Consider the following 24,117-nt stretch of genomic DNA (forward strand, 5'->3'; position numbering starts at 1 on the left):
GAAAAAGAGCCCGAAAATCGAAGGAAATCTTTGACAGAATTGACAAGAGGGTGGTTATGAATATCGAGGGGAGTAAATTAGCCTCCGTACTCCAGCCGGTTGCGGCTGAAGGGAGTGGACAATCGTTGATCGATAACGGCCCCTCGACAAGGGGATTTGCGGACGCCTTGCGGGGACAGTTGGCGTCATTGGGCGAGGCCAAAGCGAAGGGGACGTTACCGCCGGGACAGTACGCTGCTCCGGTTGCGCTTCAACAGGCGAATCCGCGGGCCCGTCTTGCCGAATTTTCGGAGCTGCCGAGCGATCGGCAATCTGACGCGACGACCCTGCCGCTTTTGCCGGAGCCGATCGATCAGGCTTTGACGCAGCCGGAAGCCGTCGATCTTGGCTTGCCGGCCAATGCGGCTTTTCAGAACAGCCGAACTTCGGCGCAACCAACCGCCGGGGATGCGGGGACAGGCGCAGCCGACCAGGCGGCCGATACCAAAGCCGCCCTGGAGGCTGTGACGGACAGCTTGAGTTACAGTGCGAAAGGAAATGCCGAAGGTGCATCGCTCCCTACGGCGGAACATCCTGCAGGACAGTATCCGGGAGAGCGGCAATCTGTTGCGGAGCATTCCGTGAAACCCGCCGATATCAGCAAAGACAGCGATTCCGAAGTTGTGCCGACGGTCGCTTCGGCTCAGGAAATGTCTTTAGTGGAAGCTATCGAATTCCGCCCGCAAACGGGCGAAACTCCGGCGGAGCGTCAAGGTACTAGACCGGAGTGGGTGCAAACGCCCGAAGGTTCGAATCGGGGCGGACTGGTACATCCGCAAAATCCGGTCCAACCGGCAAAAAACGGGCCGTCAAGCCTTGAATCCGGTGGAAACGCCGGCAATAAGCCAAACGAGAGTGCGCTTCTACCCGAGACCATCGAACTATCCCGTCAAAAAATTGACCAGGCCAACTCTACGGTTCATGCGGATGGCGCAAAAAAGAAGGAACAAGAGTTAGATAAAGACACCGACGAGCCGGCGCAGACTATACCCTCCATGACCGCATTGACGTCGACGTCCGTACCGCCTCAGCCTATGTCCCCGGCTGTCGGCGAAGAAAAGGGCATTGATGATTTCGGAAACGAAGAAGCAGGGCGCAAAATATCGCCCCAATCATTTATTAAGCCGTTATTCGAAGAATTGAAATCGAATGGCGTAGGAGCGCAGGCGCTATCCGAAGACGCCTCGAAGCAGGATGGAGCATTTGGCCGGATCGTCAAGGAATTTCAATTTCCGAATGTCGATATCCCGGAAAAATCGCTGTCTTCGAACGATGCGAATTTGAACGAAGCCGGCCTTTCTATTCCGGATACGGACAATGCCTCGCTCCGCGGCATGGCGGAGGTTGTCCAATCCAATCGGCAGCCTTCTGAAAACCGGACGGATACGCCTGCAATGACCAAGCCGCTACATCATCCCGACTGGAACAAAGATTTGGGAGAACGGATTTTGTGGATGAACAATAAAGAATTGTCCGCCGCCGAAATCAAGTTGAATCCGGAGCATCTCGGGCCGATTTCGGTACGTATCGAAATGCAGAACGATCAGGCAACGATCGCGTTTACGGCGCAGCACGCCGCGGTACGTGAGGTGCTGGAAGCGTCCATTCCCAAATTGCGCGAGATGATGAGCGAGCAGCAGCTCAATCTGACGGACGTCAATATTTCGCAAAATACGTCTTCAGGCCAACAGCAGCAACAATCCTCTTTTCAGCAGTCGCCGAAGCATTTCGAAGGAGGGGGGCATCTGGCGGGTAGCATGGCCGAAGCGGGTGAAGAGCCTGAGAGCGGAGGTGCCGTCGTCAATAAAGGATTATTGAATATTTATGCTTGATGTGCGCGGAAGTCTGGGCTGTCAAAATGTGGAAAGCTTTGGCATTAAATATGCTAGATAATTGCCGAGTCAGAAAACCGGCAAATTTTGCGATGAAGATTCTATATAGCATTTGCGTATTGGCCTGGATGTGGATGAATCCGGCCAGGGCGGAACAGCCTTTGCAATCCCATGAAAGCATTTATGAAACCGTAAAGGATTATATCGAGCAAAATATCAGCCCGATGTACGAATATGAGGTCAGCGTGGTTCCGATCGACAATCTATTGACGTTGTCCGCCTGTTTGGAGCCGCTGCAAGCCTATACGACGAGCGATTTGAGCAAAGCCTCAGGGCGGGTTGCGGTAGGCGTACGCTGCAACTCGGGAAACAGATGGTCGATATTCGTTACTGCCATCGTCAAGTTTTATCAGGAAGTTCCGGTCCTGACGCAGCCCGTACATCGTGGCGATATCATTACCCGGCAACACTTTACCTTCGAGAAAAGAGAAATCGCCCGGCTGGGCGACGCTGTCGCCGCCCAGCCCGAGCAGCTCGAAAACAAACAAGCCACGCGTTTTCTGCCGGCAGGAGTCGTTCTCAGCCCCCGATTGGTTGCCGAGCCGATACTGATAAGACGGGGAGAAAAAATCGCCATTACGTCCAGCCGGCCCGGCTTTGAAGTCCGAATGAACGGCCAGGCGATGATGGACGGTGCGCGGGGTCAAAAGATTCGGGTTAAGAACGAAAGTTCGGGGCGCGTCATTAGCGCCTCCGTAGTAGAATCGGGGATCGTATCGGTTGATTATTAAAGGGCCTATCAAAAAAACTGTTAAAGTTTTACTATACCCTGCCGCTAGTTAGGTATAGATAGAGCGAAATAGAGGTATTTGATATGGCCATAGAACCCATCGCCGGAAGACTTAGCAGTCTTGCCCCGGTTAAACCCGTCAAAAAGGCTGACGCCGACGATCAAAAGCAGGTGTCGGCCAAGACCGTCAAACATGAAGACGATACTCTCGCCTCCACGGTTATACGGGACTTTAAAAAAGCGGTCGAATTATCGCCCGCCGCCACTCTTGATGTTGATCGAATCAACGCGGTAAAGAAGGCGCTTGCCGAAGGAAAGTATCAGATCGATGCTGAAAAGATCGCCCAAAAAATGATTGAATTTGAAAAATTATTGCCGCCGGATTAACGGTACTTGACCATGATAGAAAAAATATTTCCTCTCATCGAAAAACAGATCCTCAGTATTCTGCCGTTGGTTGAATTACTCTATCAGCAGCTCAATCAGGAGGCCGAAAACCTGAAACAGACGCCGCAAGCCGAGCTGATCGGTTTTATCGCGAGCAACAAAAGTCAGCTCGTCGAACAGATGGAGCGGGTGAACCGGCAACTGGGCGAGTTATTGGCCCTGGAAAAGTTGCCCAATAATCGGGAAGGGATTTCGCTATGCTTTCAGCGCGCCGAAGCTGCGGGATTTTCTACCTCGGAAGCAGCCCGCAGCTGGGCACAAGTCGTCCGGCTTTCCGCGGACTGTAAAGCGCTAAACGAACGCAACGGGGCATGCATCGATCTTCTGTCGCGCCATGCCAAGCGCTCTTTGCAGATTATTAAAGGCAAACCGCAAATTGGAAATACTTATGGGCCCGACGGCATTGCCAAAACCGACTATTTGGGCCACACCCTCATATCGGTATAGTGCAAAAATTGTCGGCTCTGAGTCCGGGGCTCTGTGTCGAAACTAACGGTTTTGATGTTTAGATGGTTGTTGATGTAATCCGCCCGCGCAAAGCGCAAGAAATTGTGGCAACGTTGCTTTCCAGAGGGTTGTACGTTTCGTGGATGTTTTTTGAAATAGCGGTTCATCCATCGTGAGATTGCCGACTTAACCGTATTTTCAACCATAAAGGCAAAATAAGCTCCGTAATACCTGCTCGATAGGCTAACTGATCAGTTGGATGCTGTCACGCGCCGAGGCGACCGAATTCATAACAGTTAGACGTTTTTTACTTAGCAGCAGATGCCGATGCTAGTACATTACAAATGAGTTGCTCGCCTGAATTCCATGCAGCTCTCCAGAAAATCAATAATTCCAGGAGAACAATACTCAAATAAAATGCCCAGTTGACATCAGGTTTGAAGAACAGCCCAGCAACAATAAATGCTCCGAGGAATAGATAAACTAATGATGTCAGATCTCTGAACATTAGCCACATGCGATGCGCATGGGAAACCGCGGGGACTTTTTCGTGTTTCTTGAATATTCGATACCAAACCTTGTTTTCAATTTCTGGTGTTAAAGACCATTGATCTTGCAACTCAGGAAATTCTGTTTTTAATCGATCATAATCCACTCGCATATCGCGTTGAGCATAGATTGAAAATGCTCGGTAACCGGGGGCTGCATAGGGCCAGCGTAAATAAACCAGTGCATCTTTAATCTGTCTTGGAAGCATCAGGCCCAATGCTCCGATGGTCGCTGTCGACCCAGCTGCGGCTAATCCGGAAAGTTTCCAGTTGGTCAGAAATGAAGCAACGGTTTGAGTATCTATTTCGACTCCCTGCGAGAAGAAATATATTAGCCCGGTGTTAATCAATGTAACGGGCACGATACTTGGCATATTGAGAGTTTTTAACGATGGCATTCGATATTCTCCTATGGATTTGTGACTGGACCAGGTACTGCTATTAACCCTTGTGGCCGATAAATTAAACAGACGCTTGGAACGTTGCCCCGCTCTCTCGTCAGTTCCGCCAATGTGCTTCGGTCTTTCCCGGACGCGCCGCCACCATTCGGATGACTGTGCCAAGTTCCCAAATAGGTGAGCGTATGGCTCGTAGTCTTTTCAATAACACTGATATGCTTTTTCAGGCCTTTAATACCAAGCACGAATTCGTCAGTTCGAAATTCACTATCCGTAGGAGGCGGAAGAAGGCCGGTGACATAAATGACTTGTCTCCCCCAATTGATGTGTCCAATTAAGACGCCTCCGGTTTCGAATGGTCTGCGCTGCTCAGCCTCCATGCGCATCTGATCTTTTAAGGCAACAGGAATTCTTAGCTCCCATTTTGATGTGTCACCAATATAGAGAATTTCGATTTTGGTCGTAGGTTGGCTCAGCCAGTTCACTCCTAGACCATCTTCCGTAAGCAATCCAACCAGAAGTTCTCCTGCTTTTGGAATGCCGTTGTCGAGTAGCTGTGATGTTCGCTCAGAAATACCCGCTGAGAACAACGAGATCTTTGCGTCAGACATTTTCATCGAGAACGATGCGCAGCCTTGGCCGGTGTTTATACGATCAAAATTAGTGGCTTGATATAACGCAGTTCCAATCAGGCTGGAATCCCAGCCTAGTTGATAAAGTTGGGCAACCAAATCATCGATTCTTGGATTACGATCTTTTCCTTCCAGGCCGAAAAATCCAACTTTTCCGCGACCATACAGTGCAACTTGCAGCAGTGGTGCACCAAAATACTTTGAGCTAGTCATGCAAAGAGCATCTTGAACAGATCTCGAAGCCGTCGCATCGATAATTAGCCCGTTACATTTTGTAAATAGATCGGGCTTGGTTTGCAAAAGGGAAATGACATCTTTATAGGAATTATTGACTTGAGTAACTTTGGCACCAACTTGCGATAGGAGGTTTTGCGTTAACCAAAACTTGGGTGCCATAAATTCGGCAGCGGCCAGATTCGCCACAGCATGTCTCGCAATATTATGTGGCGAAAAACAATCCTTATCATAAAGCCTAAAGGGACCATGCCCAGAGCGAGCGAGATGCATGGCAATTTTTGAGCCCAGGCTGCCACAGCCTATCATGGCAATTTCCTTGCGGCGGTCTGCTTCATTGAAATTACGATCCGAAGTTTCGGCTAGTAACTGCTGACTCACTTTCTGAATCAGCACTAATGGGAATAGCGATGTTCGCGTCAATTGCAATCGGTGGTTTTTGTCCGAAGTAAAAGTAATTCCATAGGGTATGATTTCAATATCACTGGCTTCACCGATCAGATTACAGGGGCGTTTCACAGCAAATAGGACTGCAACCTCGAGCGTCTGCTCTATCAAAGGTAGGACAATGTTTTCGGTAATCTCCTTCAGACGGTTTTCCAATCCAGTTCGACAGCCATAGCTTTCGGCTCTGACCAATAACTGTTCAAGGCAATCGACATTATCCGGCTGGTAAACATCAATCGTTTTCTTGGTGCCGCCTGAAATAACCATTGCCAACGAAAAATTGCTTCTAAACGGTGAGTGCTCATTGTTTCCTATCCTAAACTTTCGAACGGCTTCACCAAGGTTGGGGTATAAGGTACTTTCATCAATAATCCGGCCCGAATGTCCAACGATAGACTGCCAATATTCATACCTAAAATACTGACTTATCGGGTTCTTCGCGTTGACTATGCGCTCACGAATGATGGAGATATCGCCAACAATCGTCCCATCTACGCTATCCCTACGAATGGGCTCCCACCCCTGGCCAGAGCTATCAAGCAACTCGCCAGTCGCGGCCTTGCGTAACCAATCAGCGAGTTGGTTGATAATGCCATTTATCCAATCTGGCTCATGCAATAAGTCGTCAAGTTTGCCTTCATAAATGCAAGGCGAGACCAACTCCCCTGGTCTGCCAGGATTGATATGCGGATGAGCGCGATTGAAATCGGCGCGTAAAAAAAGCCTGGGTGCGTGGGCGGGAAAAGATGTTGGAAACACAATTCTTACCCACTCCATTGCCTTGACACCTGTTGCCGTTATCCCTTTATCCCTTGCATCGCGAGGCAATGGAACGTCCATGTTAATTTCGATTATCCAATTACCGTGCTTGTCCTTACTGGGCGTGGTGACTACCTCGTTGACAGAAGGATGAGCTAAGATTTGGCCAATCGCAGCATTCACAGCGATTGGTAGTTCCTGTGACAGAAATCCCATGCGATCAACCGTGTGGCTTGGGGGTTGCGCTTGAGGCAAGACCGGCGCCTAAGGTAATATTGCTTGCCCGTTTGGGGCTTTTTTGCGGTCCTCCAGATGTTAGAGCGATTCCAATGACCTCTTGGTCTTTGGTGCCTGTGCAGATAAATTCACCACTGACATTAGCCGCGATCGCTTCGTATTCTTTTTTGGCGCCCCAGCACGGTGGATCGTTATCATCGTCTTTGATGGCGTTGCTGCTGGCGATAAGTTGGGCGTAGCGTTCTGCTTGAGACAATGCCGATTTCGCGTCTTCGTCCACTTTAGGGTTTTTGCTGCGACTCCAACTGTCTTCCGACAAACTGTGCCAGGAACAATGATGCGGCGTTAATAAGATGTCGTAACGTAAACAGTGCGGGGCGTATTGGTGTTTGCGCCATAGTTCGCCCCAGATTGCGACTTCTGCATCGCCTCCACACAAAAAACGGTTGGTTTTAGGGCCATAAGGCTGTGCTGCAATTTTAAATTGCATGATGACACTTGAGTGATTCTTGGATAGTCGATCTTCGTCCTCTACATCCTTAGACTGCAACGGGCCGAGTACATACACTTCGACCATTTGCGTTTCCTGCTCATTAATCTTGGTGAAGGTTTGATCAACCTCAGTCAAGATTGCTTCCAAGCCATCGGTTTTGCCGTTTTCATCCTTGCCGATAATGCGTATGCGGTCACCAGCTTCGCCGATTTTTTGGGTCTCTTTGTACAAGTTGACGCGGCGCTTCGCTTCGGTATTAAACGCTTTTGCATCTTCGCATAAGGTGTGGCCAGTGCGCCGGTCTGCGCGCCGCCACACGATTGGGGACGACCAAATTTCTTGAATAATGATTTTTGCTTGTTCGCCTTCTTTGGGCTCTTTGTAGTCATCAATAGCGCCAAGATGGAAATGTTTAGCCAAGCCTCTCACATGATCTTGGTCTGGATGAGTTTGCAGGAAGACATCGATGTAAGGGCGGCCTTTCGAATCGTTGTTAAGGCGACTTCTCAGTTCGCTGGCGACATCGAAGTAATCCTCATTGGCTTCGTCATCAGCGCTTTCGCGGATGTTCATATCGATCAAAATCCTGGTTTGCTTGGCGTCGTCAAGCTCGATCAGTGTCATATCGCCGTTACCAACCGGAAAAAATGTAATTCGTGTGCTCAAGTTGAAGCTCCTAAAAGAAGAGATAACACTACATGTTATGATTATTTAATAAAATAAACACAACATGTAGTGACTAGCGTCAATATAGGGTTGCCTGATTTGATTTCAAGGTTCCCTTTAAATAAAAATTTATCGCATCAAAGTAATTGACGCTAATAATGCTATCACTGTCTTTTAGCGTGTCAAGAAAATATTGCATCAACTTGTATGATGCAATTATTTTTACTAAGATATGCATCAAAGCACTCACAGTTGTAAGCAAGACATGAAGCTCTTAAAGCAAATCGCCACTATTCGCGCTGGCCATCCTTTTCGCGGCAAGATCGAGGAAGATCTCGATGGAAATGCGCGCGTGATTCAGATGAAGGATGTTGACGCCGAGCGCGGTGTAAATTGGGATGGTTTGTTGGTGACCGATTTGCCGGGGAAGAAGCAGCCGGATTGGTTGAAGTCCGGAGATTTGCTATTTGCAGCCAGAGGTAATCGCAACTTTGCGGTGCAATTAGATGAGATTCCGTTCAACACGGTTCTATCGCCGCATTTTTTTCACCTCACCGTAAAGCGCGAGGCTAACGTGCTACCTGGATTTTTGGCGTGGCAGATCAATCAGGAACCGATTCAGCAATATTTGCAAAAGTCATCGCATGGCAGCATGGTGCAGGCTATCGGTCGGCAAGAATTGGAAAACATGCAATTGGCAATACCACCACTCGAAAAGCAGCATGCCATCGTCGCATTGAACAAAACCTGGCAACACCAGCTGCGGGTGATGGCCGCCTTAACCGACAATATGCAGCGTACGATGACCGGTATAACCCGTCAGCTGCTGCGTGATAACTAGAAACACCAGAGAATTCGCTATGAATGAGACCATGGATTCAATCAAACAGGATGACATCAACAAAGCCGTATGGGCCGCCTGCGACAGCTTTCGCGGCACCGTTGACCCCAGCATTTACAAGGATTACGTCCTGACCATGCTGTTTTTGAAATACATTTCTGACGTTTGGCAGGATCACTACGACCAATACCAAAAGGAACATGGCGACGAGCCGGAATTGATCGAAGAGCTGATGAAAAGCGAACGCTTTGTGTTGCCAAAATTCGCCAGCTTTTACAATCTTTTCGACCGCCGGCATGAGCCCGGCAACGGCGAGCGCATCGATCAAGCCTTGCACGCCATCGAAGAAGCCAACATCACCAAGCTGCGCGACGTGTTTCAGGATATCACCTTCAACTCCAACAAGCTGGGCGATGACAAACAGAAAAACAACATCCTGCGCCACTTGCTGGAAGACTTTAATAAGCCCACACTCGACCTGCGCCCGTCGCGCATCGGTAAGTTGGACATCATCGGCGGCGCTTACGAATTTTTAATCAAGAACTTCGCTGCCAGCGCTGGCAAGAAAGCCGGCGAGTTTTATACACCGCCGGAAGTTTCCGACTTAATTGCAGAAATCCTGGAACCGCGAGAAGGTGACGAGATCTGCGACCCGGCTTGTGGCTCCGGCTCATTGTTAATGAAATGCGGCCGTAAAATCCGCGATAACTTCAACGGCTCAAAAAAATACGCGCTGTTCGGTCAGGAAGCCATCGGCTCCACCTGGGCACTGGCGAAAATGAACATGTTTTTGCACAGCGAGGACAATCACCGTATCGAATGGGGCGACACTTTACGCAACCCGAAACTGTTGAATGCCGATGAAACCCTCAAACATTTTGACATCGTGACCGCCAATCCGCCGTTCTCGCTGGAAAAATGGGGTTATGAGGACGCGCAGCATGACCGCTTCAGCCGCTATCGTCGTGGCATCCCGCCTAAAACCAAGGGCGACTACGCCTTTATCCTGCACATGATCGAAACCCTCAAGCCTGGCACCGGTCGCATGGGTGTGGTCGTGCCGCACGGCGTGTTGTTCCGTGGTGCCGCCGAGGGACAGATTCGTAGAAAACTGATCGAAGAAAACCTGCTGGATGCCGTCATCGGTTTGCCGGAAAAACTGTTTTACGGTACCGGCATTCCCGCTGCCATCTTGATATTCAAAAAGCGCAAAACCGACGACAAGGTGCTGTTCATCGACGCCAGCTGCGACTACCGCGACGGCAAAAACCAGAACTTCCTGCGTCTGGAAGATATTCGAAAAATCGTCGCCACTTATCGCCAGCGCGTACCGGTCGATAAATACGCCTATCTCGCCAGTCTGGAAGACATTCAGGAAAACGACTTCAACCTGAACATTCCGCGTTATGTCGATACCTTCGAGGAAGAGGCTGAAATCGATTTACTAGCTGTACGCAAGGAGCGTGAGCAGTTAAAGGCGCAATTGGCTGATTTGGAAATCGAAATGAACCACTACTTGAAAGAGCTGGGTTATGACGCTTGATGCCACAAACCATCAACTGTTGTCGGATATTCGGCAAATCATCGAACAGGCGCGTCAGAAGGTTTATCAAACCGTCAACAGCGAGATGGTGCAGGCCTATTGGCATATCGGCCGCTTGGTCGTCGAAGATGAACAGCAAGGCCAGCAGCGCGCAGCTTACGGCAAACAGCAGTTGCTACAACTGTCTGAACAACTGACACGGGAGTTTGGTAAAGGCTTTGATGTCAGCAACCTGCGCAACATGCGCAGTTTTTATCTGTGCTTTCCAAATCGTGACGCACTGCGTCACAAATTAAGCTGGACACACTACCGGCTACTGATCCGCGTTGAAAATCCAAAGGCGCGGGAATGGTACCTGCAGGAAGCCATGGGTCAAAACTGGAGCGCGCGGGCATTGGAACGGCAAATCGGCGTGCTGTATTACGAACGCCTGTTAGCCAGTCAGGATCGCGTTGCCGTCGAGCAGGAAGCCAAGGCAAACACCACGGAATTGCGCGCCAAGCCGGAAGACTATCTGCGCGATCCCTACGTGCTGGACTTTCTGAATCTGCCGTCGCAAACCTTTCTGGAAAGCGAGCTGGAGCAAGGCTTGATCGATAACTTGCAGCAATTCCTGTTGGAGTTGGGCAAGGGCTTTGCGTTCGTTGCCAGGCAACAACGTATCAGCACCGACGACCAGGATTTTTACATCGATCTGGTGTTTTATAACTTCAAGCTCAAATGCTTTTTACTGATCGACCTGAAACTCGGCAAGCTAACTCACCAGGACGTTGGCCAAATGGATAGCTATGTGCGGATTTACGACCAGCACAAAAAAGGCGATGACGACAATCCGTCCATAGGCCTGATCTTGTGCAGCCAGAAAAGCGAAACCATCGCCAAATACTCGGTACTGGCCGACAACCAGCAATTATTCGCCGCCAAGTATTTGTCATATTTACCGACCGAGGACGAGTTGAGACTTGAGCTGGACCGGGAACGACTAGCGGTGCAGCAGCGATTGGTAGCAAAAGGGGATGATCCTGAAGGTCGAGCCGATGGAGTTGAAACATGATTTATGAAGGCAACCATAAGCTTGGGGATTTTTTTACCAGTCGTCGGGAACGCGGAACGCCAGGCCTGCCGATGCTGTCGGTCACCATGAATAATGGGGTGGTGATGCGGGAATCGCTGGATAGAAAGATGGAAACCAATTTATCCGACGAAGAGCATTTGTTGGTGCGGAAAGACGATATTGTCTACAACATGATGCGCATGTGGCAAGGTGCTTCTGGCTTGGCTGATCGGGATGGATTATTAAGTCCGGCCTATGTCGTACTAGCGCCCAAGAAAGGCATCGACCCTTTATATGCATCCTATTTATTTAAAAGCTCTCGACTCATTTATTTGCTTTGGGCGTATTCCTACGGATTAACTTCCGATAGGTTGCGTTTGTATTTCAACGATTTCAAATGTATTCCGGTCAATATCCCGTCGTTACCTGAGCAACGAAAAATTGGAAAAATTCTATCGACTTGGGATAAGGCAATCTCAATCAATGAACAACTGCTATCCAGCAGTCAACAGCAAAAAAAAGCATTAATGCAGCAATTACTTACTTTTAAACTGCGCTATTGTGAGAATAAAGAAAAATGGAGACAACTTGAATTAGAAAAAATATGTTCAATCAATAAGGGAGTTCAAATAAATAAAATAACTTTAACTCTTACCGGTAAATATCCTGTAATTAATGGTGGTGTCACACCGTCTGGATATACTGACGATTACAATTGCGAGGCTCCTACTATAACAATCAGTGAAGGGGGCAATTCATGCGGCTTTATTGCTTACATGAAACAACCGTTTTGGTGTGGCGGACATTGTTATACTTTAAAGGATATAAAAGTCGATATTAATTATTTATTCCAGTTTCTTAAATTTCATGAACCAAAAATCATGACTTTACGCGTCGGCTCAGGACTTCCAAACATTCAAAAAGGAGCTATTGCGAATTTTCTTATTGCAATACCATCTGACTCGGAACAACTAAGAATTGCCCGAATACTCACAGCCGCCGATCGCGAAATCGAAACCCTGCAACAAAAACTCACCTGTCTGAAGCAAGAGAAAAAAGCCCTGATGCAACAACTACTCACCGGCAAATGCCGCGTGAAGGTCGATGAGTTATGAATGCTGCCGCCCGCTTTGCCGAAATCGACCGCCTCAAATCCCACCTGGATAGCCTGCGGCCATTGCCGGAACACACCGTCCGCACCCTGCACGAACAGCAGGTGCTGGAATGGACTTACCATTCCAATGCGATCGAGGGTAATACCTTAACCTTGAAGGAAACCAAGGTGGTTCTGGAAGGCATCACCATCGGCGGAAAGCCGTTGCGTGAGCATTTCGAGGTGATCAACCACAAGGAAGCCATCGATTATGTCGAGGCCATCGTGCAAAACCAGGAAGCCTTGAGCGAGTGGCAAATCAAATCCATTCATCATCTGGTGTTGAAAAACATCGACGACCGCAATGCCGGCCAATACCGGCAGGAAAACGTGGTGATCGCCGGTGCAGAGCATGTGCCGCCGGATTACCTTAATGTGCCGGACGCAATGGAGAGATTGATGGCATGGTACAGCGGTTCAAGCGCGTTACATCCCGTGGAATGCGCTGCCCGGCTGCACGTCGATTTCGTTGGCATCCATCCGTTTGTCGACGGCAACGGCCGTACCTCTCGCTTGTTGATGAACTTCGAATTAATGCGGCGCGGCTTTTTGCCGGTGATCATTCCGGTCGAACAGCGCCTAGCTTATTACGATGCTTTGGATACCGCGCACACCCAGGGTGATTACAGTCTGTTTATCGAACTGGTAGCCAGCCTGGAACAAGCCACTTTGGAGCGTTACCTGCGGATCGTGCAAGGCAATATGGATACCAGTCGATGAGCGTCATCCCCGAAACCAAGGAAGTCTTCAGCTCGCAAATACCGGCCCTGCAAGTGCTGATGGCGATGGGCTACGAGTACCTGTCACCGTTGCAAGCCATGGAATTGCGCGACGGCCAGACCGTCGAGATCTTATTGCGTCCGGTCCTGATCGACGAACTGCGCAAACGCCGGTTCAATTGGAAAGGTCAGGACTATCCGCTTTCCAATAATGCGATTGACGAGATAATCCGCCAGTTGGCCACGCCCGGTTTGGGCGAAGGCTTGTTGTCCGCCAACGAACGGCTTTACGACCGCTTAACCCTGGGTATTACCGTTACCGAATTCATCGACGGCAAAAAGGCCCAACCGACAATTCCTATTATCGATTGGGAAAGCCCGGCCAACAATTGCTTTCAGGTCACCGACGAATTTGAGGTGTTGAATGCTGGCGGTACCGGCACTCGCCGGCCGGACGTTGTGTGTTTCGTGAATGGCATTCCCTTGGTGTGCATCGAAGCCAAGCGGCCCGATCCGCATAATCCGCACAAGGATATGCTCAAGGAGGGCATATCACAGCACCTGAGAAATCAGGGCGTCGCCGAGATTCCGCATTTGTTTGCCTACAGCCAATTATTACTATCGGTGAATGGTCTGGATGGCCGTTACGGTACGACCCGGACACCGGCCAAGTTTTGGGCGCTATGGCGAGAAGAATTGCTGCAAGACGCCACCTTTGACGCGATCAAGAACACAGCGTTATCGGATAGCCAGGCTGCGCAGTTGTTCGGACACAGACCGGCTTGGATGAGGCAGTATTTCGATAGTCAAGCGGCGCAAGGCAAACTGTTAGTGACCGGCCAGGACAAGCTGATTATCAGCTTGTTGAAGCCTGCCAGGTTACTGGAATTCATGCGCTTTTTTATCCTGTTCGACAAGAAGAGCGGCAAGATTGCCGCGCGTTACCAGCAGTATTTCGGCATTAAGAAACTGGTCGATCAGGTCACGCGTAAGGATAGCCGCGATGCCCGCCAGGGCGGGGTGATTTGGCATACCACAGGTTCCGGCAAGTCGTTTACGATGGTATTCATGGCCAAGGCATTGATTCTGCATGAGCAGCTAAAACCCTGCCGTTTCTTCGTGGTGACTGACCGAATCGATTTGGAAGATCAACTTAGCAAGGTATTTGCCAATGCCGGTGCCTTGGCTTCGCCCCGCGACATCGAAAAAGCCAAGGCCACGTCGGGCAAGGATTTGGCGCAGCGCATCAGCCAGGGTAACGAGCGGATTCTATTCTCGATCATCAATAAATTCGCGACCGCCTCCAAGCAGCCCGAGTGCCACAACCCCAGCTCTGACATTATCGTGTTAGTCGATGAAGGCCATCGCAGCCATGGCGGAGAAACCCACGAACGTATGCGTCAGGCCTTGCCGAACGCGGCTTACATTGCTTTTACCGGCACGCCACTGCTGAAAAACGATAAAACCACCAATAAATTTGGTCCCATCATTCATGCCTACACCATGCAACGTGCGGTAGAAGATGGCACAGTCACGCCCTTGTTGTACGAAGAACGGGTGCCGGAGCTGGGTACCAATGCCAAAGCCATCGACAACTGGTTCGAGCGTATCACTGAGGGCTTGACCGACAAACAGCGCGCCGATTTGAAAAAGAAATTCGCGCAGAAAGGCCAAATCTATCAATCGGAAAGCCGCATCGAACTGATCGCGCACGATATTGCCGACCATTTCGTCAAGAACGTGACCGATGGTTTGAAGGCGCAATTAGCGACGGATAGTCGGACTTCTGCAATTCGCTATAAGAAATATCTCGATGAAACCGGCTTGGTTTCCAGCGCCATTGTCATGTCGCCACCCGACACCCGTGAAGGTCACGAGGAAGTGGACGAAAGCCAGTCACCGGAATTGCAGCAATGGTGGCTGGAGCATGTCGGCAACCAAAGCGAAGAGGCTTATACAAAGGAAGTGATTCGTCGATTCGCCGACGAAGACGACCCGCAAATTCTAATTGTGGTGGATAAGCTGCTGACGGGATTCGATGAACCCCGTAACGCGGTGCTATATATCGACAAGCCGCTTAAACAGCACAACCTGATTCAGGCCATTGCTCGCGTTAATCGACTGCATGAACTGAAAAAATTTGGTTTGTTGATCGATTACCGCGGCATTTTGAAGGAATTGGATACCACTTTGGAGGCCTATCAAAATTTGGCTGAACGTACTCAAGATGGCTATGACATCGACGATTTGATAGGGCTCTATCATCAAGTGAGTACCGAGTATAAGAAACTGCCTGTGTTACATGACAAGCTGTGGGCGATATTCAAAGAGGTTAAAAATCGCGCCGATCTGGAACAGTTTCGTCAGGTGTTGATTCCGCATTACCAAACCGACGACGCGGGGGATAGTTACGATGCTAAGCAAAAGGTACGGGAAGATTTTTACGAGGCCTTGACGGCGTTTAATTTGTGTCTGGAAGTTGCGTTGGGTTCTTCCAGCTTTTATGAAGACCGCAGTTTCGGCGAGGAAGACATTCGCACCTATAAGCGCGATGTTCGGTTTTTCAGCCAGCTCCGGCAAATTGCCAGGCAGGATGCCGGTGAAACCATCGATTATTCGGAGTACGCAACGCGCATCAAAAAACTGATCGATAAACATGTGGTTGGAGAAGGCATTCGCGAGCCGGAGAGGGTATTCATCGTTAACGAGTTGGGCAAGCAAAACCCCGAGGACTGGAGCGATGAAAAGACGCGCAACGAAACCGACATCATTCGCACCCGGTTGAAGAAAACCATCGAACAGGATTTGCAAAACGATCCTTACGCGCAAAAAGTGTTTTCGGAGTTGTTGGATCAAGCCATTCGCGACGCCGAAGCCATGTTCGAGCACCCATTCAAACAATACGTGCTGTTTAAGGATTTGGAAGAAAAGTTGGCCGAGCGCGAGGTGCCGGATACGCCGGATCCATTAGCGGCCAATCCGCATGCCAAGGCGTACTTTGGGGTATTCAAGTTGGTGTTTGGTGAAGAGGCGTTCAACGCCCTGTCGGATATGAACAGACAAAGCTATGTCGAACAGGCACTAGCCATTGATGAATTGGTCGATAAGGCGGTTGCGGAAAATTCCGTCAATCCGCAAAACATCGAAGCCGAAATTCGTAAAGGCTTGTTGCCGCGCCTGTTCAAAATGATCGGTATGGATAAGGCCAAGGAAGTGATTGAGCATATCGTGCAAATAACACGAGTTGGCCTGTCCAAAGAGTAATGATGCAGCAGTTCATCCGCTACGGCACTGAAGAAATTAGTTATCAAGTCACTTTTCTTGCCGGTAAAACAACCAAAATTGCCATTCATATCCATCCTGATGGTGTGGTTCAGGTCGATGCGCCTTTGGGTGCTGAACCGTCTAAAATCAAGCAGGCAGTGCAGAAACGTGCGCGCTGGTTACTGCAGAATCTGACCCGTATCCGGGATGCGCAAGCCGAGATCCTGCCCAGGCAGTACATCAGCGGCGAAAGCCATTTTTATTTGGGGAAGCGCTATCCGTTAAAAGTGCTGGATTTAACCAACAGCCATCGACCAACCGTCAAACTGCTGCATGGACAATTGCAGGTCATTACGCCTGATCGTTCTACTGAAAAAATTAGTCAGTTATTGAAAGACTGGTATGCCTCTCATGCCCACCAAGTTTTTCATTGCCGCTTGCGAGCATTGGCCCCAAGCGTGTTATGGCTGAAGGAGACACTTCCGACGATTAAGCTTTTGACCATGAAGAAGCAATGGGGTAGCTGTTCACCGCAGGGGCATATCTTGCTAAATCCGCATTTGGTCAAGGCTCCCAGAGAGTGTATAGACTATGTAATTATTCACGAGCTTTGTCACCTGAAAGAGCACAATCACAGCCCGGAGTTTTACAGATTATTAACTTTGCAAATGCCTGATTGGAAGCCGATCAAGGCTAAGCTGGACTCAATGGCCGAGCTGTTATTGAACCATTAGATTATTTGAAGGGGTAGCGAGAATTTAGTGGTCATGAAAAGTTTTAATTGCCGGGTTGCGGATGAGGATGATCTTGAGGTTATTGAGGCGGCGTGTAAAGTGATCTGTAGCGCCGGATGCGCTAGGGTAGGCCTGTTTTCGGTAAGGGCGGCAGCGGCGCCGGATGCGTTGGCGGATTCGAAACCGGAGATGCGGTCAGCCGTTTTTCGAGCCGCCAAGAAAGACGAAGAAGCGCATTGTCGTTCGGCTTTCCGCCTCTTCATGCGTCCGGATCATTTCGAGCCGGACAGGCGAGGAAGCGGCTAAGCGGCGACGATTACCCGGTTTCTGCCGTCTCTTTTCGCCTGATACATGGCCGCATCGGCACGTTTGATAAAGGTTTCCGCCGTGTCTTCCTCGCATAAGGCGCTGACTCCCAGGCTGACCGTCACTTTGATGGTATGCATGTCGAAAACCAGGGTATGGTTCTCAATGGATGTGCGAATTCTTTCCGCCAATAATTTGGCGCCATCAATGTCGGTGCCGCTCAATAAAATGACGAATTCTTCGCCTCCGGTGCGGAACAGGATGTCACTGGAGCGCAGGCTGTCGCGGATGCATTTGGCGACGGACGCCAGGACGAAATCGCCGCATTGGTGGCCGTAATGGTCATTGAAGAATTTGAAGTGGTCGATGTCGAGAAAGACAACCGAGAGGTTTTTTCCTGCTCTAATGGCCAGACTCATTTCCCGCTTTACCGAATCGTCGAAGGATGTCCGGGTATTGGCTTGGGTCAGGGGATCAGTATAAGCCATTTTTAAAGCATGCTGATACAGGGTCGCGTTTTTTAAAGGGTAAATTAAAAAACACAGCAGATTTTCCAATAACTTGATCTCTTTCTGGCTGTATTTGCGATTGTTCGTGAAAGTCAATTTACCGAGCATTTGCTCTTCGAGCTTGAGCAGGTAGGTGTAGGAATTACGGGTAAAAACCCCGTTTTTGATTTCCACTCCGAATTCCGTATGAGAATACACATACGCTGTATGGGGAATCAGCCTTTCGATTTTCCGGCTGAAAATGGAAATCAATTTATTGAAATCGAGCGTAGTTTGCAAAGCGCTGCTGAGATCAAAATGATCCAGATTGACCGCTTTGGCCGACTCGAATGTGCTGGTGCTGGTAACGGTCAAGACTGCAGATTTTTGATTCACAACGATTCTCCTGATTGGGATTCATGAGGCTTCAAGGTTGTGAATGATTAAGCGATTGTTATGCCAAAAAACTATTATTGTTATAATTCAAACAGATATAAAATGTGAATTAGTTGGCATTTTTAAAATGACTGAAAATTGACGCTGAGCCAAAGACCGTTGCGTGTAAACATAAATTCAAGGTTCACGAGACACGAGATGAACCCGGTTTAGCAATCAGAATTTTTCGAATGGCCGGCCTTTTCTTTTACAGTGATGCGAGCTGTACGGCATTACGGCTTCTTGCTTTGATCTGGTATAACGCTTGGTCGGCCAGCTTGATAAGCGTTTTCCAGCCGGGCTTGTCCCCTACCGAGCCGGCAACGCCGATGCTGACGGTAATCGGCTTTGTTAGGGCGGGATCTCTGGGTTGTTGAGTCTGTATGGCCCCGCGAATGCGCTCGGCGAGTAAAAGGGCAGCGGTTCCGTCTGTGTTAGGGGCAATCACCAGAAATTCTTCGCCGCCCAGGCGGCAGGCGATGTCGCTTGCCCGAACGGTGGCTTTCAATATTTTCGCGGAATGGGTTAGCACGGCGTCGCCGGCGTCATGGCCCAAGGTATCGTTAATCGATTTGAAATGATCCAGATCCAGCATCAAGACGCTTAAGGGCCGGTTGTAGCGCTGGGCGGATTCCCATTCCTGTTCCAGGCGAGTCAGCGCATAACGGCGGTTGGGCAGGCTGGTGAGAATATCGGTATTCGCCATCATTTCCAAGCGGCGATTTGCCACCGTTAGCTCGGCGGTGTAACGCTGGATGTCTGTTTTTTCTTTTTCCACTTCCTGTTGCAGCATGATGATGCGCTGACCGGCACGGATACGTGCTAATAAAACCCGCAGGCTGACCGGCTTAGTGACATAGTCGTCAATACCTGCGGCAAAAGCCTTGACCAGTGCGTCTTCGCTTTCTGTCGCGGTAAGCATGATCAGATACAGGTTTTTGCCGATGTCAGCTTCACGCAAGGTCTTGCACAGGCTTAAACCATCCATGGGTTTCATTCGCCAATCGGTAATCATCATTTGTGGCTTATGCTCGACAACATGTTTTAACGCGGCCTCGCCGTCACTGCAGGCAGCCACCCGATGACCGGCGGCCGTTAATTGCTTCGACAGGCGCGCTACCATCATCGGATCATCATCTACCAGCAGCAGGTCCAGTCCCAGTAAGGTTTCCGGTTGCTCATCAGGGGGAGTAGGAAACGCAAGCCGCACATCGGTCTTTATTTCAATCAATTTGCCCCATATCTGCCATTCCCTGCTTATGTCATCGATAAACTTGTCGAAAAAGTCGCGCTCAAGAGAGTGGTTTTCGGCTTGCTGCTGCAGATCCGGTAAGAGGGTTGTGCGGTACTGGTCATCGGCGATGCAGTAATGGGCGATTTGCCGGGCAAAAGCCAATTGCCGGGCTAGACGGCTTACCCTGGAAATTTCGCCGGAAGGAGGTTCGGCACTGAGGTTGAGCGCATCCAGCAATATGCCGGGAAAACCCCAGTCCAGCAAAAGTATGAGGGAGAGTTCCTTATGGTCGACGGCAAAGCATTCACGCTCCAGGCGCAGCAGGTCATCGCCCTGCGATTTTTGAAGACAATCGCCGTAAGTTTCCGGCCAGGCGGTGGCCAAGGCCAGCCGGCCGATATCGGATAATAATCCTATTGTAAAAGCTTCTTCCGGAGCTACCGTCCGTTCGCGCGCAGTAATGGCCGCAATGGCGACGGCCATGGCCAGCGCTTGCGCCCAGTAGATCGGATAATCGAAGCCGGTGCAATGGCCGTCCCGGTGATTGTTGATCAAGGACAGGCTTAACGCGAAATTGCGTACCGAATTCATGCCCATCATCAGCACGGCGTCATGAACCGTGGCTACGGGGCGGCGGGCACCGAATGCGGCGGAATTGGCAAAGCTCAAGATACGTGCGGTCAAGGCCGGATCCCCTTTCACCAGATCAGCCAGTTCCAGCACTGTGGCATCCTTTTTTTGCAGCAGCTGCATGATCGCCAAGGCAAGTCCTGAAGGTGTGGGCAGACGCTCGGCCGCTTTGAGTTCGTGGAAGCTGAACTCGGTATTCATAAAGCGACTCCTTGCTTTGAGCGCAACGCGGCCATCAACTGGAGGGCTGCATCGGCCACATCCCGCGTCATTTGTTGAAAATCACCCGGTTCATCCTGTCGGGCGCTGTGTTCCAGCTTGGCCGCAGCGGAATACAGCGGGGCGGCGCAAAAATGCCCTGCCATACCCTTGATCGCATGCGCGGTATCGGCCAGGGCGGTTAGCTCGCGGTGAGTCAGGGCTTCTTCAAGTTCAAGCAATCGGTCCGGGGTTGCGGTGAAGAATAAGTCGATCATGTCGTTGAGTAGCTCTTGATCATTGTCCAGACGTTTAAGCGCTTCGGCTTCATCCCAGCACGGAGGGGACAGGTTGTCCGCAATAACGGACTTCGCCTCAGCCATTATCTCACAGGAGCTGGCGTCGCCCAACCATCGAGCTAAAGCTTCCGCCAGTTCCTGTCTGATGATAGGCTTGCTTAAAAAGTCGTCCATGCCGGCGGCCAGGCATTTCTCGCGCTCTCCGACGGCAGCATGTGCCGTGAGGGCAACGACGGGAGTTCTTACGGGGAGGGACGATTCCCGGTTTCGCAATAGGCGGACCGCTTCGTAGCCGTCCATGACCGGCATCTGGCAGTCCATAAACACCAGATCGTAAGCTTTTAGCGCCAATTTATCGAGTGCCTCCCGGCCATTTTCGGCCAGGTCCGGAGTACATCGGAATTTGCCCAGCATCGCCAGGATGACTTTTTGATTGATCTTGTTGTCTTCAACTACCAGGATCTGCTTGCTGCCGTAATCGGGCAGATTTTCGGCAGTCTTGGTCGGCGGCGTGGTTTTTCTGAGCGGTGTATGCAAGGCGCTGGTGATGGCCTCTAGCAACTGCGCTTGACGGACGGGTTTTAGCAGACTTTGGGCAAAGCCCAACGCCGTGCGGTCGGCTTCGGAGCCCATGCCGCCTGAAGAAAGCAGCAGGCGTGGCGTAGCTGCGATGGCGGGATGGGTTGCGATGGCGCGTGCCAGCGCGTAGCCATCCATATCGGGCATATGCAGGTCCGACAGTAAAATATCGTAAGCCTCATTTTTCAGGGCCGCCGTTTGCAGTTCGGTCAAAGCGGCGGGGGCGTTGTCGACTTCGCTGACCAGCATGCCCCAGTGCTGCAAATAGTACCGCAGAATTTTCCGGTTGGTGTCATTATCGTCGACGACCAGCGCACGTTTGCCGGAAAGATCGGCAAGCGGGGGCGCGGCATGATTATCGACCGGCTGCAGCGGTAAGGTAAACCAGAAGCAAGTGCCTTTCGCCGGCGCGCTTTCTACCCCGATATCGCCTTTCATTAGATCGATCAGATTTTTACTGATGGATAGCCCTAAACCGGTCCCGCCAAAACGTCGGGCTGTGGAGTTGTCGGCCTGCGCGAACGGCTGAAACAATAGTGTCTGGCCTTCCGGGCTCATGCCGATACCGGTATCTTTGATTTCCACTCGCAGCATACTGTTGTCGTCGGCGGATGCTTCCTGCGCCAATACTTTGACGGAGACCTCGCCTTGTTCGGTAAATTTGACCGCATTGCCGACTAAATTGACCAGCACCTGCCTGATGCGGTTAGGGTCGCCCAGCCAGTGCGTCGGCAGTGTGGGCGGTAGAAAGCAGTTGAGCTCCAATCCCTTGGCGTGAGCGCGAACCGACATTAAGGCGCAGATTTCCTCGACCAGGGCCGGCAGGTTGAATTCGATCTGTTCGAGCTCACACTTACCCGCTTCCAGTTTGGAAAAATCCAGAATATCGTTGATGATGGCCAATAACGATTCGGCAGAATTGGCGGCTGTTTCCAACAGATCCTTCTGTTCATAGCTCATGTCGGTATCCTTCAGAATATCCAGCATCCCCAATACTCCATTCATAGGGGTACGGATTTCGTGGCTCATGTTGGCCAAAAACTCGGCTTTGGTTTTGGCGGCCTCTTCGGCGGCATTGCGCGCCTTTTCCAAGGAATTCTTGGCTTGTTCCTGCAGCAGTGCCAATCCCATCATGTCGCCGACTTGCCGCAACATGGTCAAACGCGATTCCATCTGCAGAGGGTGAGGGTCGGTATAGAGGAACAAAATGCCCAAGGTTACGCCGGCAGACACGATCGGCACAATATAATGGCCGTGCGCTTGCATGCCTTCGAATTGGTGTTCATGGCGCGGGTCGCAGAAGCAGTTATTGCTGACGATGAGTTCCTGGGAAACGGCCGCGCGTCCGCACAGGCAGGCGCCAAAAGGCACGCGCTGTTCGCGGCGTATGAATTCCTCGCTGAATTTGCCGTGCAGCATAAATAAATCGAGGCAATCCTCGTTCGGATCTTTAAGAAATACGCCGCCCTTACGCTGCAAGTCGAACGCTTTCAGGTTAAACAGAATATCCAGCACCTGGATAAATCGCTGTTGCAGCGGCAGCGTTTGCTGCAATGTTTCGGAAATAGCCAGGCGTGCGACGGTATCGGCATTTTCCAGAATTTGGGCTTGTTCCTTATGGACCTGGTCGGTGATATCCCGCTGAATTTGCACATAACCGATGATTTCGTCACCATGGTTGTGTATCGGGGTGATGCAGACTTCCGCCCAGTAATCGCGCGTATCCGGAAGAGGCGTTTGGCCGGCGATTTGAAAGGGCGGCGTGCCTTTTCGCCAGTTGAGCAGACGGCCGCTCCAGGTTTTGCCGTGGCGCAGGCAATTCCGCATTTCGCGCAACGATTGGGGATCGGCATTCGGGCTGTCGAGGATGTCCGGCGGTCTGCCGACCAAAATTTCTTCTTTCCAGCCCGTAGAGTCGCACAAAGCCGGGTTGACATACTGAATACAGCCGCGATCGTCCGTGACGATAATCATCTCGCTGCTGGCATCCAAAGCCTGTTTCAGGGTCAACAGGCGGATTTCGTTTTCTTTAATTTTGGTGATCTCGCGGCGGATGGAAAGATAGTGCGTAGGTTTGCCGTTCAAGCCCGGCATCGGAATAATCGTGCTGGCTACCCAATAATGGCGGCCTTCCTTGTTGCGATTGCAGAATTCGCCTTCCCAAGGCTGGCCCTGGGCGATCGTACGCCACATTTGGCGGATAAACTCCTTATCATGATAGCCGGAATTGACGATGCGGTGGTCTTGGCCCAGCAGTTCGCTTTCGCTGAACCCGGAGACTTCACAAAATTTCCGGTTGACATAAGTAATACGCCCGGCAACATCCGTAATGCTGATCAGGACATGAAAGTCCAGCGCATGGCGTAATTGCTGATTCTCGTTGATCTGGTTGATATAGGCGGTTTGTTGCAGGCTGATTTTTCTGATCAACGGCTGCAATGCCCACCACCATGTCAAAGGAGTCGCCAACAGGAAGAGTAGTGCCAGGTGTGAAGCGTTTTCCTGCAGGGGCGTTAACCTGATTCCCCATGCAGGCAGTGTTTCCAGCAGCAGTATTACGAAGGTTTCCGCAAGTACCAGGACGATGCCGATGCTGATGAGTGAATACAGGAAAGGTCGTTTGAGCGATTTTGAAACGGAGGCGGTGACCATAATGAGGTGTTGTACTTCT

At 50.6% G+C, this 24,117-nt stretch carries 18 protein-coding genes; 12 read left to right on the forward strand and 6 right to left on the reverse strand.

Going from position 1 to position 24,117, the window contains the following annotated elements:
* Window positions 1-56 precede the first annotated feature (56 nt).
* From JJL52_RS15890 to JJL52_RS15905, 4 genes are all read left to right on the forward strand, one after another.
* On the forward strand, window positions 57-1,871 hold the full coding sequence (locus tag JJL52_RS15890) for a flagellar hook-length control protein FliK (RefSeq protein ID WP_202053461.1): 1,815 nt from the start codon (window positions 57-59) through the stop codon (window positions 1,869-1,871).
* A gap of 92 nt (window positions 1,872-1,963) precedes the next feature.
* The gene (gene flgA / locus JJL52_RS15895; protein ID WP_236994302.1) at window positions 1,964-2,662 is read left to right on the forward strand and encodes a flagellar basal body P-ring formation chaperone FlgA; all 699 of its coding nucleotides are present in this window, start codon (window positions 1,964-1,966) and stop codon (window positions 2,660-2,662) included.
* Window positions 2,663-2,745: 83 nt separating this feature from the next.
* On the forward strand, window positions 2,746-3,048 hold the full coding sequence (flgM, locus tag JJL52_RS15900) for a flagellar biosynthesis anti-sigma factor FlgM (protein WP_202053463.1): 303 nt from the start codon (window positions 2,746-2,748) through the stop codon (window positions 3,046-3,048).
* A gap of 12 nt (window positions 3,049-3,060) precedes the next feature.
* On the forward strand, window positions 3,061-3,555 hold the full coding sequence (locus JJL52_RS15905; protein ID WP_202053464.1) for a flagella synthesis protein FlgN: 495 nt from the start codon (window positions 3,061-3,063) through the stop codon (window positions 3,553-3,555).
* A gap of 307 nt (window positions 3,556-3,862) precedes the next feature.
* Here JJL52_RS15905 and JJL52_RS15910 read toward each other — a convergent pair whose 3' ends face one another.
* Genes JJL52_RS15910 through mblB form a run of 3 tightly spaced genes read right to left on the reverse strand, consistent with a single transcriptional unit; the run spans window position 3,863 to window position 7,969 of the window.
* Window positions 3,863-4,501, reverse strand: coding sequence for a hypothetical protein (locus tag JJL52_RS15910; RefSeq protein WP_202053465.1), 639 nt, complete (start codon window positions 4,499-4,501; stop codon window positions 3,863-3,865).
* A gap of 11 nt (window positions 4,502-4,512) precedes the next feature.
* Window positions 4,513-6,789: an anti-phage 6A-MBL system cap2_3 protein gene (gene cap2-3, locus JJL52_RS15915; protein ID WP_202053466.1), complete on the reverse strand. Its 2,277-nt coding sequence runs from the start codon at window positions 6,787-6,789 to the stop codon at window positions 4,513-4,515.
* Window positions 6,790-6,793: 4 nt separating this feature from the next.
* Window positions 6,794-7,969: an anti-phage 6A-MBL system MBL-fold protein gene (gene mblB, locus JJL52_RS15920; RefSeq protein ID WP_202053467.1), complete on the reverse strand. Its 1,176-nt coding sequence runs from the start codon at window positions 7,967-7,969 to the stop codon at window positions 6,794-6,796.
* A gap of 265 nt (window positions 7,970-8,234) precedes the next feature.
* Here mblB and JJL52_RS15925 point away from each other — a divergent pair, with 265 nt between their 5' ends.
* From JJL52_RS15925 to JJL52_RS15960, 8 genes are read left to right on the forward strand one after another with little or no spacing between them, the layout of a single operon-like run.
* Window positions 8,235-8,810, forward strand: coding sequence for a restriction endonuclease subunit S (locus tag JJL52_RS15925; protein ID WP_202053468.1), 576 nt, complete (start codon window positions 8,235-8,237; stop codon window positions 8,808-8,810).
* 31 nt (window positions 8,811-8,841) lie between these two features.
* Entirely contained in the window at window positions 8,842-10,353 is a 1,512-nt protein-coding gene (locus tag JJL52_RS15930) for a type I restriction-modification system subunit M (RefSeq protein ID WP_236994304.1), read from the forward strand.
* A complete protein-coding gene (locus JJL52_RS15935; protein ID WP_202053470.1) occupies window positions 10,343-11,407 on the forward strand; it encodes a PDDEXK nuclease domain-containing protein in 1,065 nt (354 codons plus the stop codon). The genes JJL52_RS15930 and JJL52_RS15935 overlap by 11 nt, the downstream gene beginning before the upstream one ends.
* On the forward strand, window positions 11,404-12,522 hold the full coding sequence (locus tag JJL52_RS15940; protein ID WP_202053471.1) for a restriction endonuclease subunit S: 1,119 nt from the start codon (window positions 11,404-11,406) through the stop codon (window positions 12,520-12,522). The genes JJL52_RS15935 and JJL52_RS15940 overlap by 4 nt, the downstream gene beginning before the upstream one ends.
* Window positions 12,519-13,280, forward strand: a complete 762-nt coding sequence (locus JJL52_RS15945) for a Fic family protein (protein WP_202053472.1) — start codon at window positions 12,519-12,521, stop codon at window positions 13,278-13,280. Before JJL52_RS15940 ends, JJL52_RS15945 begins: the two co-directional genes overlap by 4 nt.
* Window positions 13,277-16,543 (forward strand): type I restriction endonuclease subunit R, encoded by a 3,267-nt coding sequence (locus tag JJL52_RS15950; RefSeq protein WP_202053473.1) that lies wholly within the window; start codon window positions 13,277-13,279, stop codon window positions 16,541-16,543. The genes JJL52_RS15945 and JJL52_RS15950 overlap by 4 nt, the downstream gene beginning before the upstream one ends.
* 2 nt (window positions 16,544-16,545) lie before the next feature.
* On the forward strand, window positions 16,546-17,277 hold the full coding sequence (locus tag JJL52_RS15955; protein ID WP_202053474.1) for a M48 family metallopeptidase: 732 nt from the start codon (window positions 16,546-16,548) through the stop codon (window positions 17,275-17,277).
* 33 nt (window positions 17,278-17,310) lie between these two features.
* Window positions 17,311-17,583 carry a hypothetical protein gene (locus JJL52_RS15960; RefSeq protein WP_202053475.1) on the forward strand — a complete coding sequence of 91 codons (273 nt, stop codon included), beginning with the start codon at window positions 17,311-17,313 and terminating at the stop codon, window positions 17,581-17,583.
* Here the strand turns inward: JJL52_RS15960 and JJL52_RS15965 are convergent.
* From JJL52_RS15965 to JJL52_RS15975, 3 genes are all read right to left on the reverse strand, one after another.
* A complete protein-coding gene (locus tag JJL52_RS15965) occupies window positions 17,580-18,467 on the reverse strand; it encodes a diguanylate cyclase (RefSeq protein ID WP_202053476.1) in 888 nt (295 codons plus the stop codon). The genes JJL52_RS15960 and JJL52_RS15965 overlap by 4 nt on opposite strands.
* Window positions 18,468-18,714: 247 nt before the next feature.
* Window positions 18,715-20,571 (reverse strand): GGDEF domain-containing response regulator, encoded by a 1,857-nt coding sequence (locus JJL52_RS15970; RefSeq protein ID WP_202053477.1) that lies wholly within the window; start codon window positions 20,569-20,571, stop codon window positions 18,715-18,717.
* On the reverse strand, window positions 20,568-24,098 hold the full coding sequence (locus JJL52_RS15975) for a response regulator (protein ID WP_202053478.1): 3,531 nt from the start codon (window positions 24,096-24,098) through the stop codon (window positions 20,568-20,570). The genes JJL52_RS15970 and JJL52_RS15975 overlap by 4 nt, the downstream gene beginning before the upstream one ends.
* Window positions 24,099-24,117 lie beyond the last annotated feature (19 nt).

It is taken from the genome of Candidatus Methylomicrobium oryzae (assembly GCF_016745425.1).
Lineage (GTDB): Bacteria > Pseudomonadota > Gammaproteobacteria > Methylococcales > Methylomonadaceae > Methylomicrobium > Methylomicrobium oryzae.

Excerpts from the sequence above, each read along its gene's own strand:
- JJL52_RS15890 (WP_202053461.1), top strand. The coding sequence starts at position 57 with ATGAATATCGAGGGGAGTAAATTAGCCTCCGTACTCCAGCCGGTTGCG.
- JJL52_RS15940 (WP_202053471.1), top strand. The coding sequence starts at position 11,404 with ATGATTTATGAAGGCAACCATAAGCTTGGGGATTTTTTTACCAGTCGT.
- JJL52_RS15910 (WP_202053465.1), bottom strand. The coding sequence starts at position 4,501 with ATGCCATCGTTAAAAACTCTCAATATGCCAAGTATCGTGCCCGTTACA.
- JJL52_RS15935 (WP_202053470.1), top strand. The coding sequence starts at position 10,343 with ATGACGCTTGATGCCACAAACCATCAACTGTTGTCGGATATTCGGCAA.
- JJL52_RS15955 (WP_202053474.1), top strand. The coding sequence starts at position 16,546 with ATGCAGCAGTTCATCCGCTACGGCACTGAAGAAATTAGTTATCAAGTC.
- JJL52_RS15945 (WP_202053472.1), top strand. The coding sequence starts at position 12,519 with ATGAATGCTGCCGCCCGCTTTGCCGAAATCGACCGCCTCAAATCCCAC.
- JJL52_RS15950 (WP_202053473.1), top strand. The coding sequence starts at position 13,277 with ATGAGCGTCATCCCCGAAACCAAGGAAGTCTTCAGCTCGCAAATACCG.
- JJL52_RS15975 (WP_202053478.1), bottom strand. The coding sequence starts at position 24,098 with ATGGTCACCGCCTCCGTTTCAAAATCGCTCAAACGACCTTTCCTGTAT.
- JJL52_RS15930 (WP_236994304.1), top strand. The coding sequence starts at position 8,842 with ATGGATTCAATCAAACAGGATGACATCAACAAAGCCGTATGGGCCGCC.
- JJL52_RS15960 (WP_202053475.1), top strand. The coding sequence starts at position 17,311 with ATGAAAAGTTTTAATTGCCGGGTTGCGGATGAGGATGATCTTGAGGTT.
- flgM (WP_202053463.1), top strand. The coding sequence starts at position 2,746 with ATGGCCATAGAACCCATCGCCGGAAGACTTAGCAGTCTTGCCCCGGTT.
- cap2-3 (WP_202053466.1), bottom strand. The coding sequence starts at position 6,789 with ATGGGATTTCTGTCACAGGAACTACCAATCGCTGTGAATGCTGCGATT.
- JJL52_RS15925 (WP_202053468.1), top strand. The coding sequence starts at position 8,235 with ATGAAGCTCTTAAAGCAAATCGCCACTATTCGCGCTGGCCATCCTTTT.
- JJL52_RS15905 (WP_202053464.1), top strand. The coding sequence starts at position 3,061 with ATGATAGAAAAAATATTTCCTCTCATCGAAAAACAGATCCTCAGTATT.
- JJL52_RS15970 (WP_202053477.1), bottom strand. The coding sequence starts at position 20,571 with ATGAATACCGAGTTCAGCTTCCACGAACTCAAAGCGGCCGAGCGTCTG.
- flgA (WP_236994302.1), top strand. The coding sequence starts at position 1,964 with ATGAAGATTCTATATAGCATTTGCGTATTGGCCTGGATGTGGATGAAT.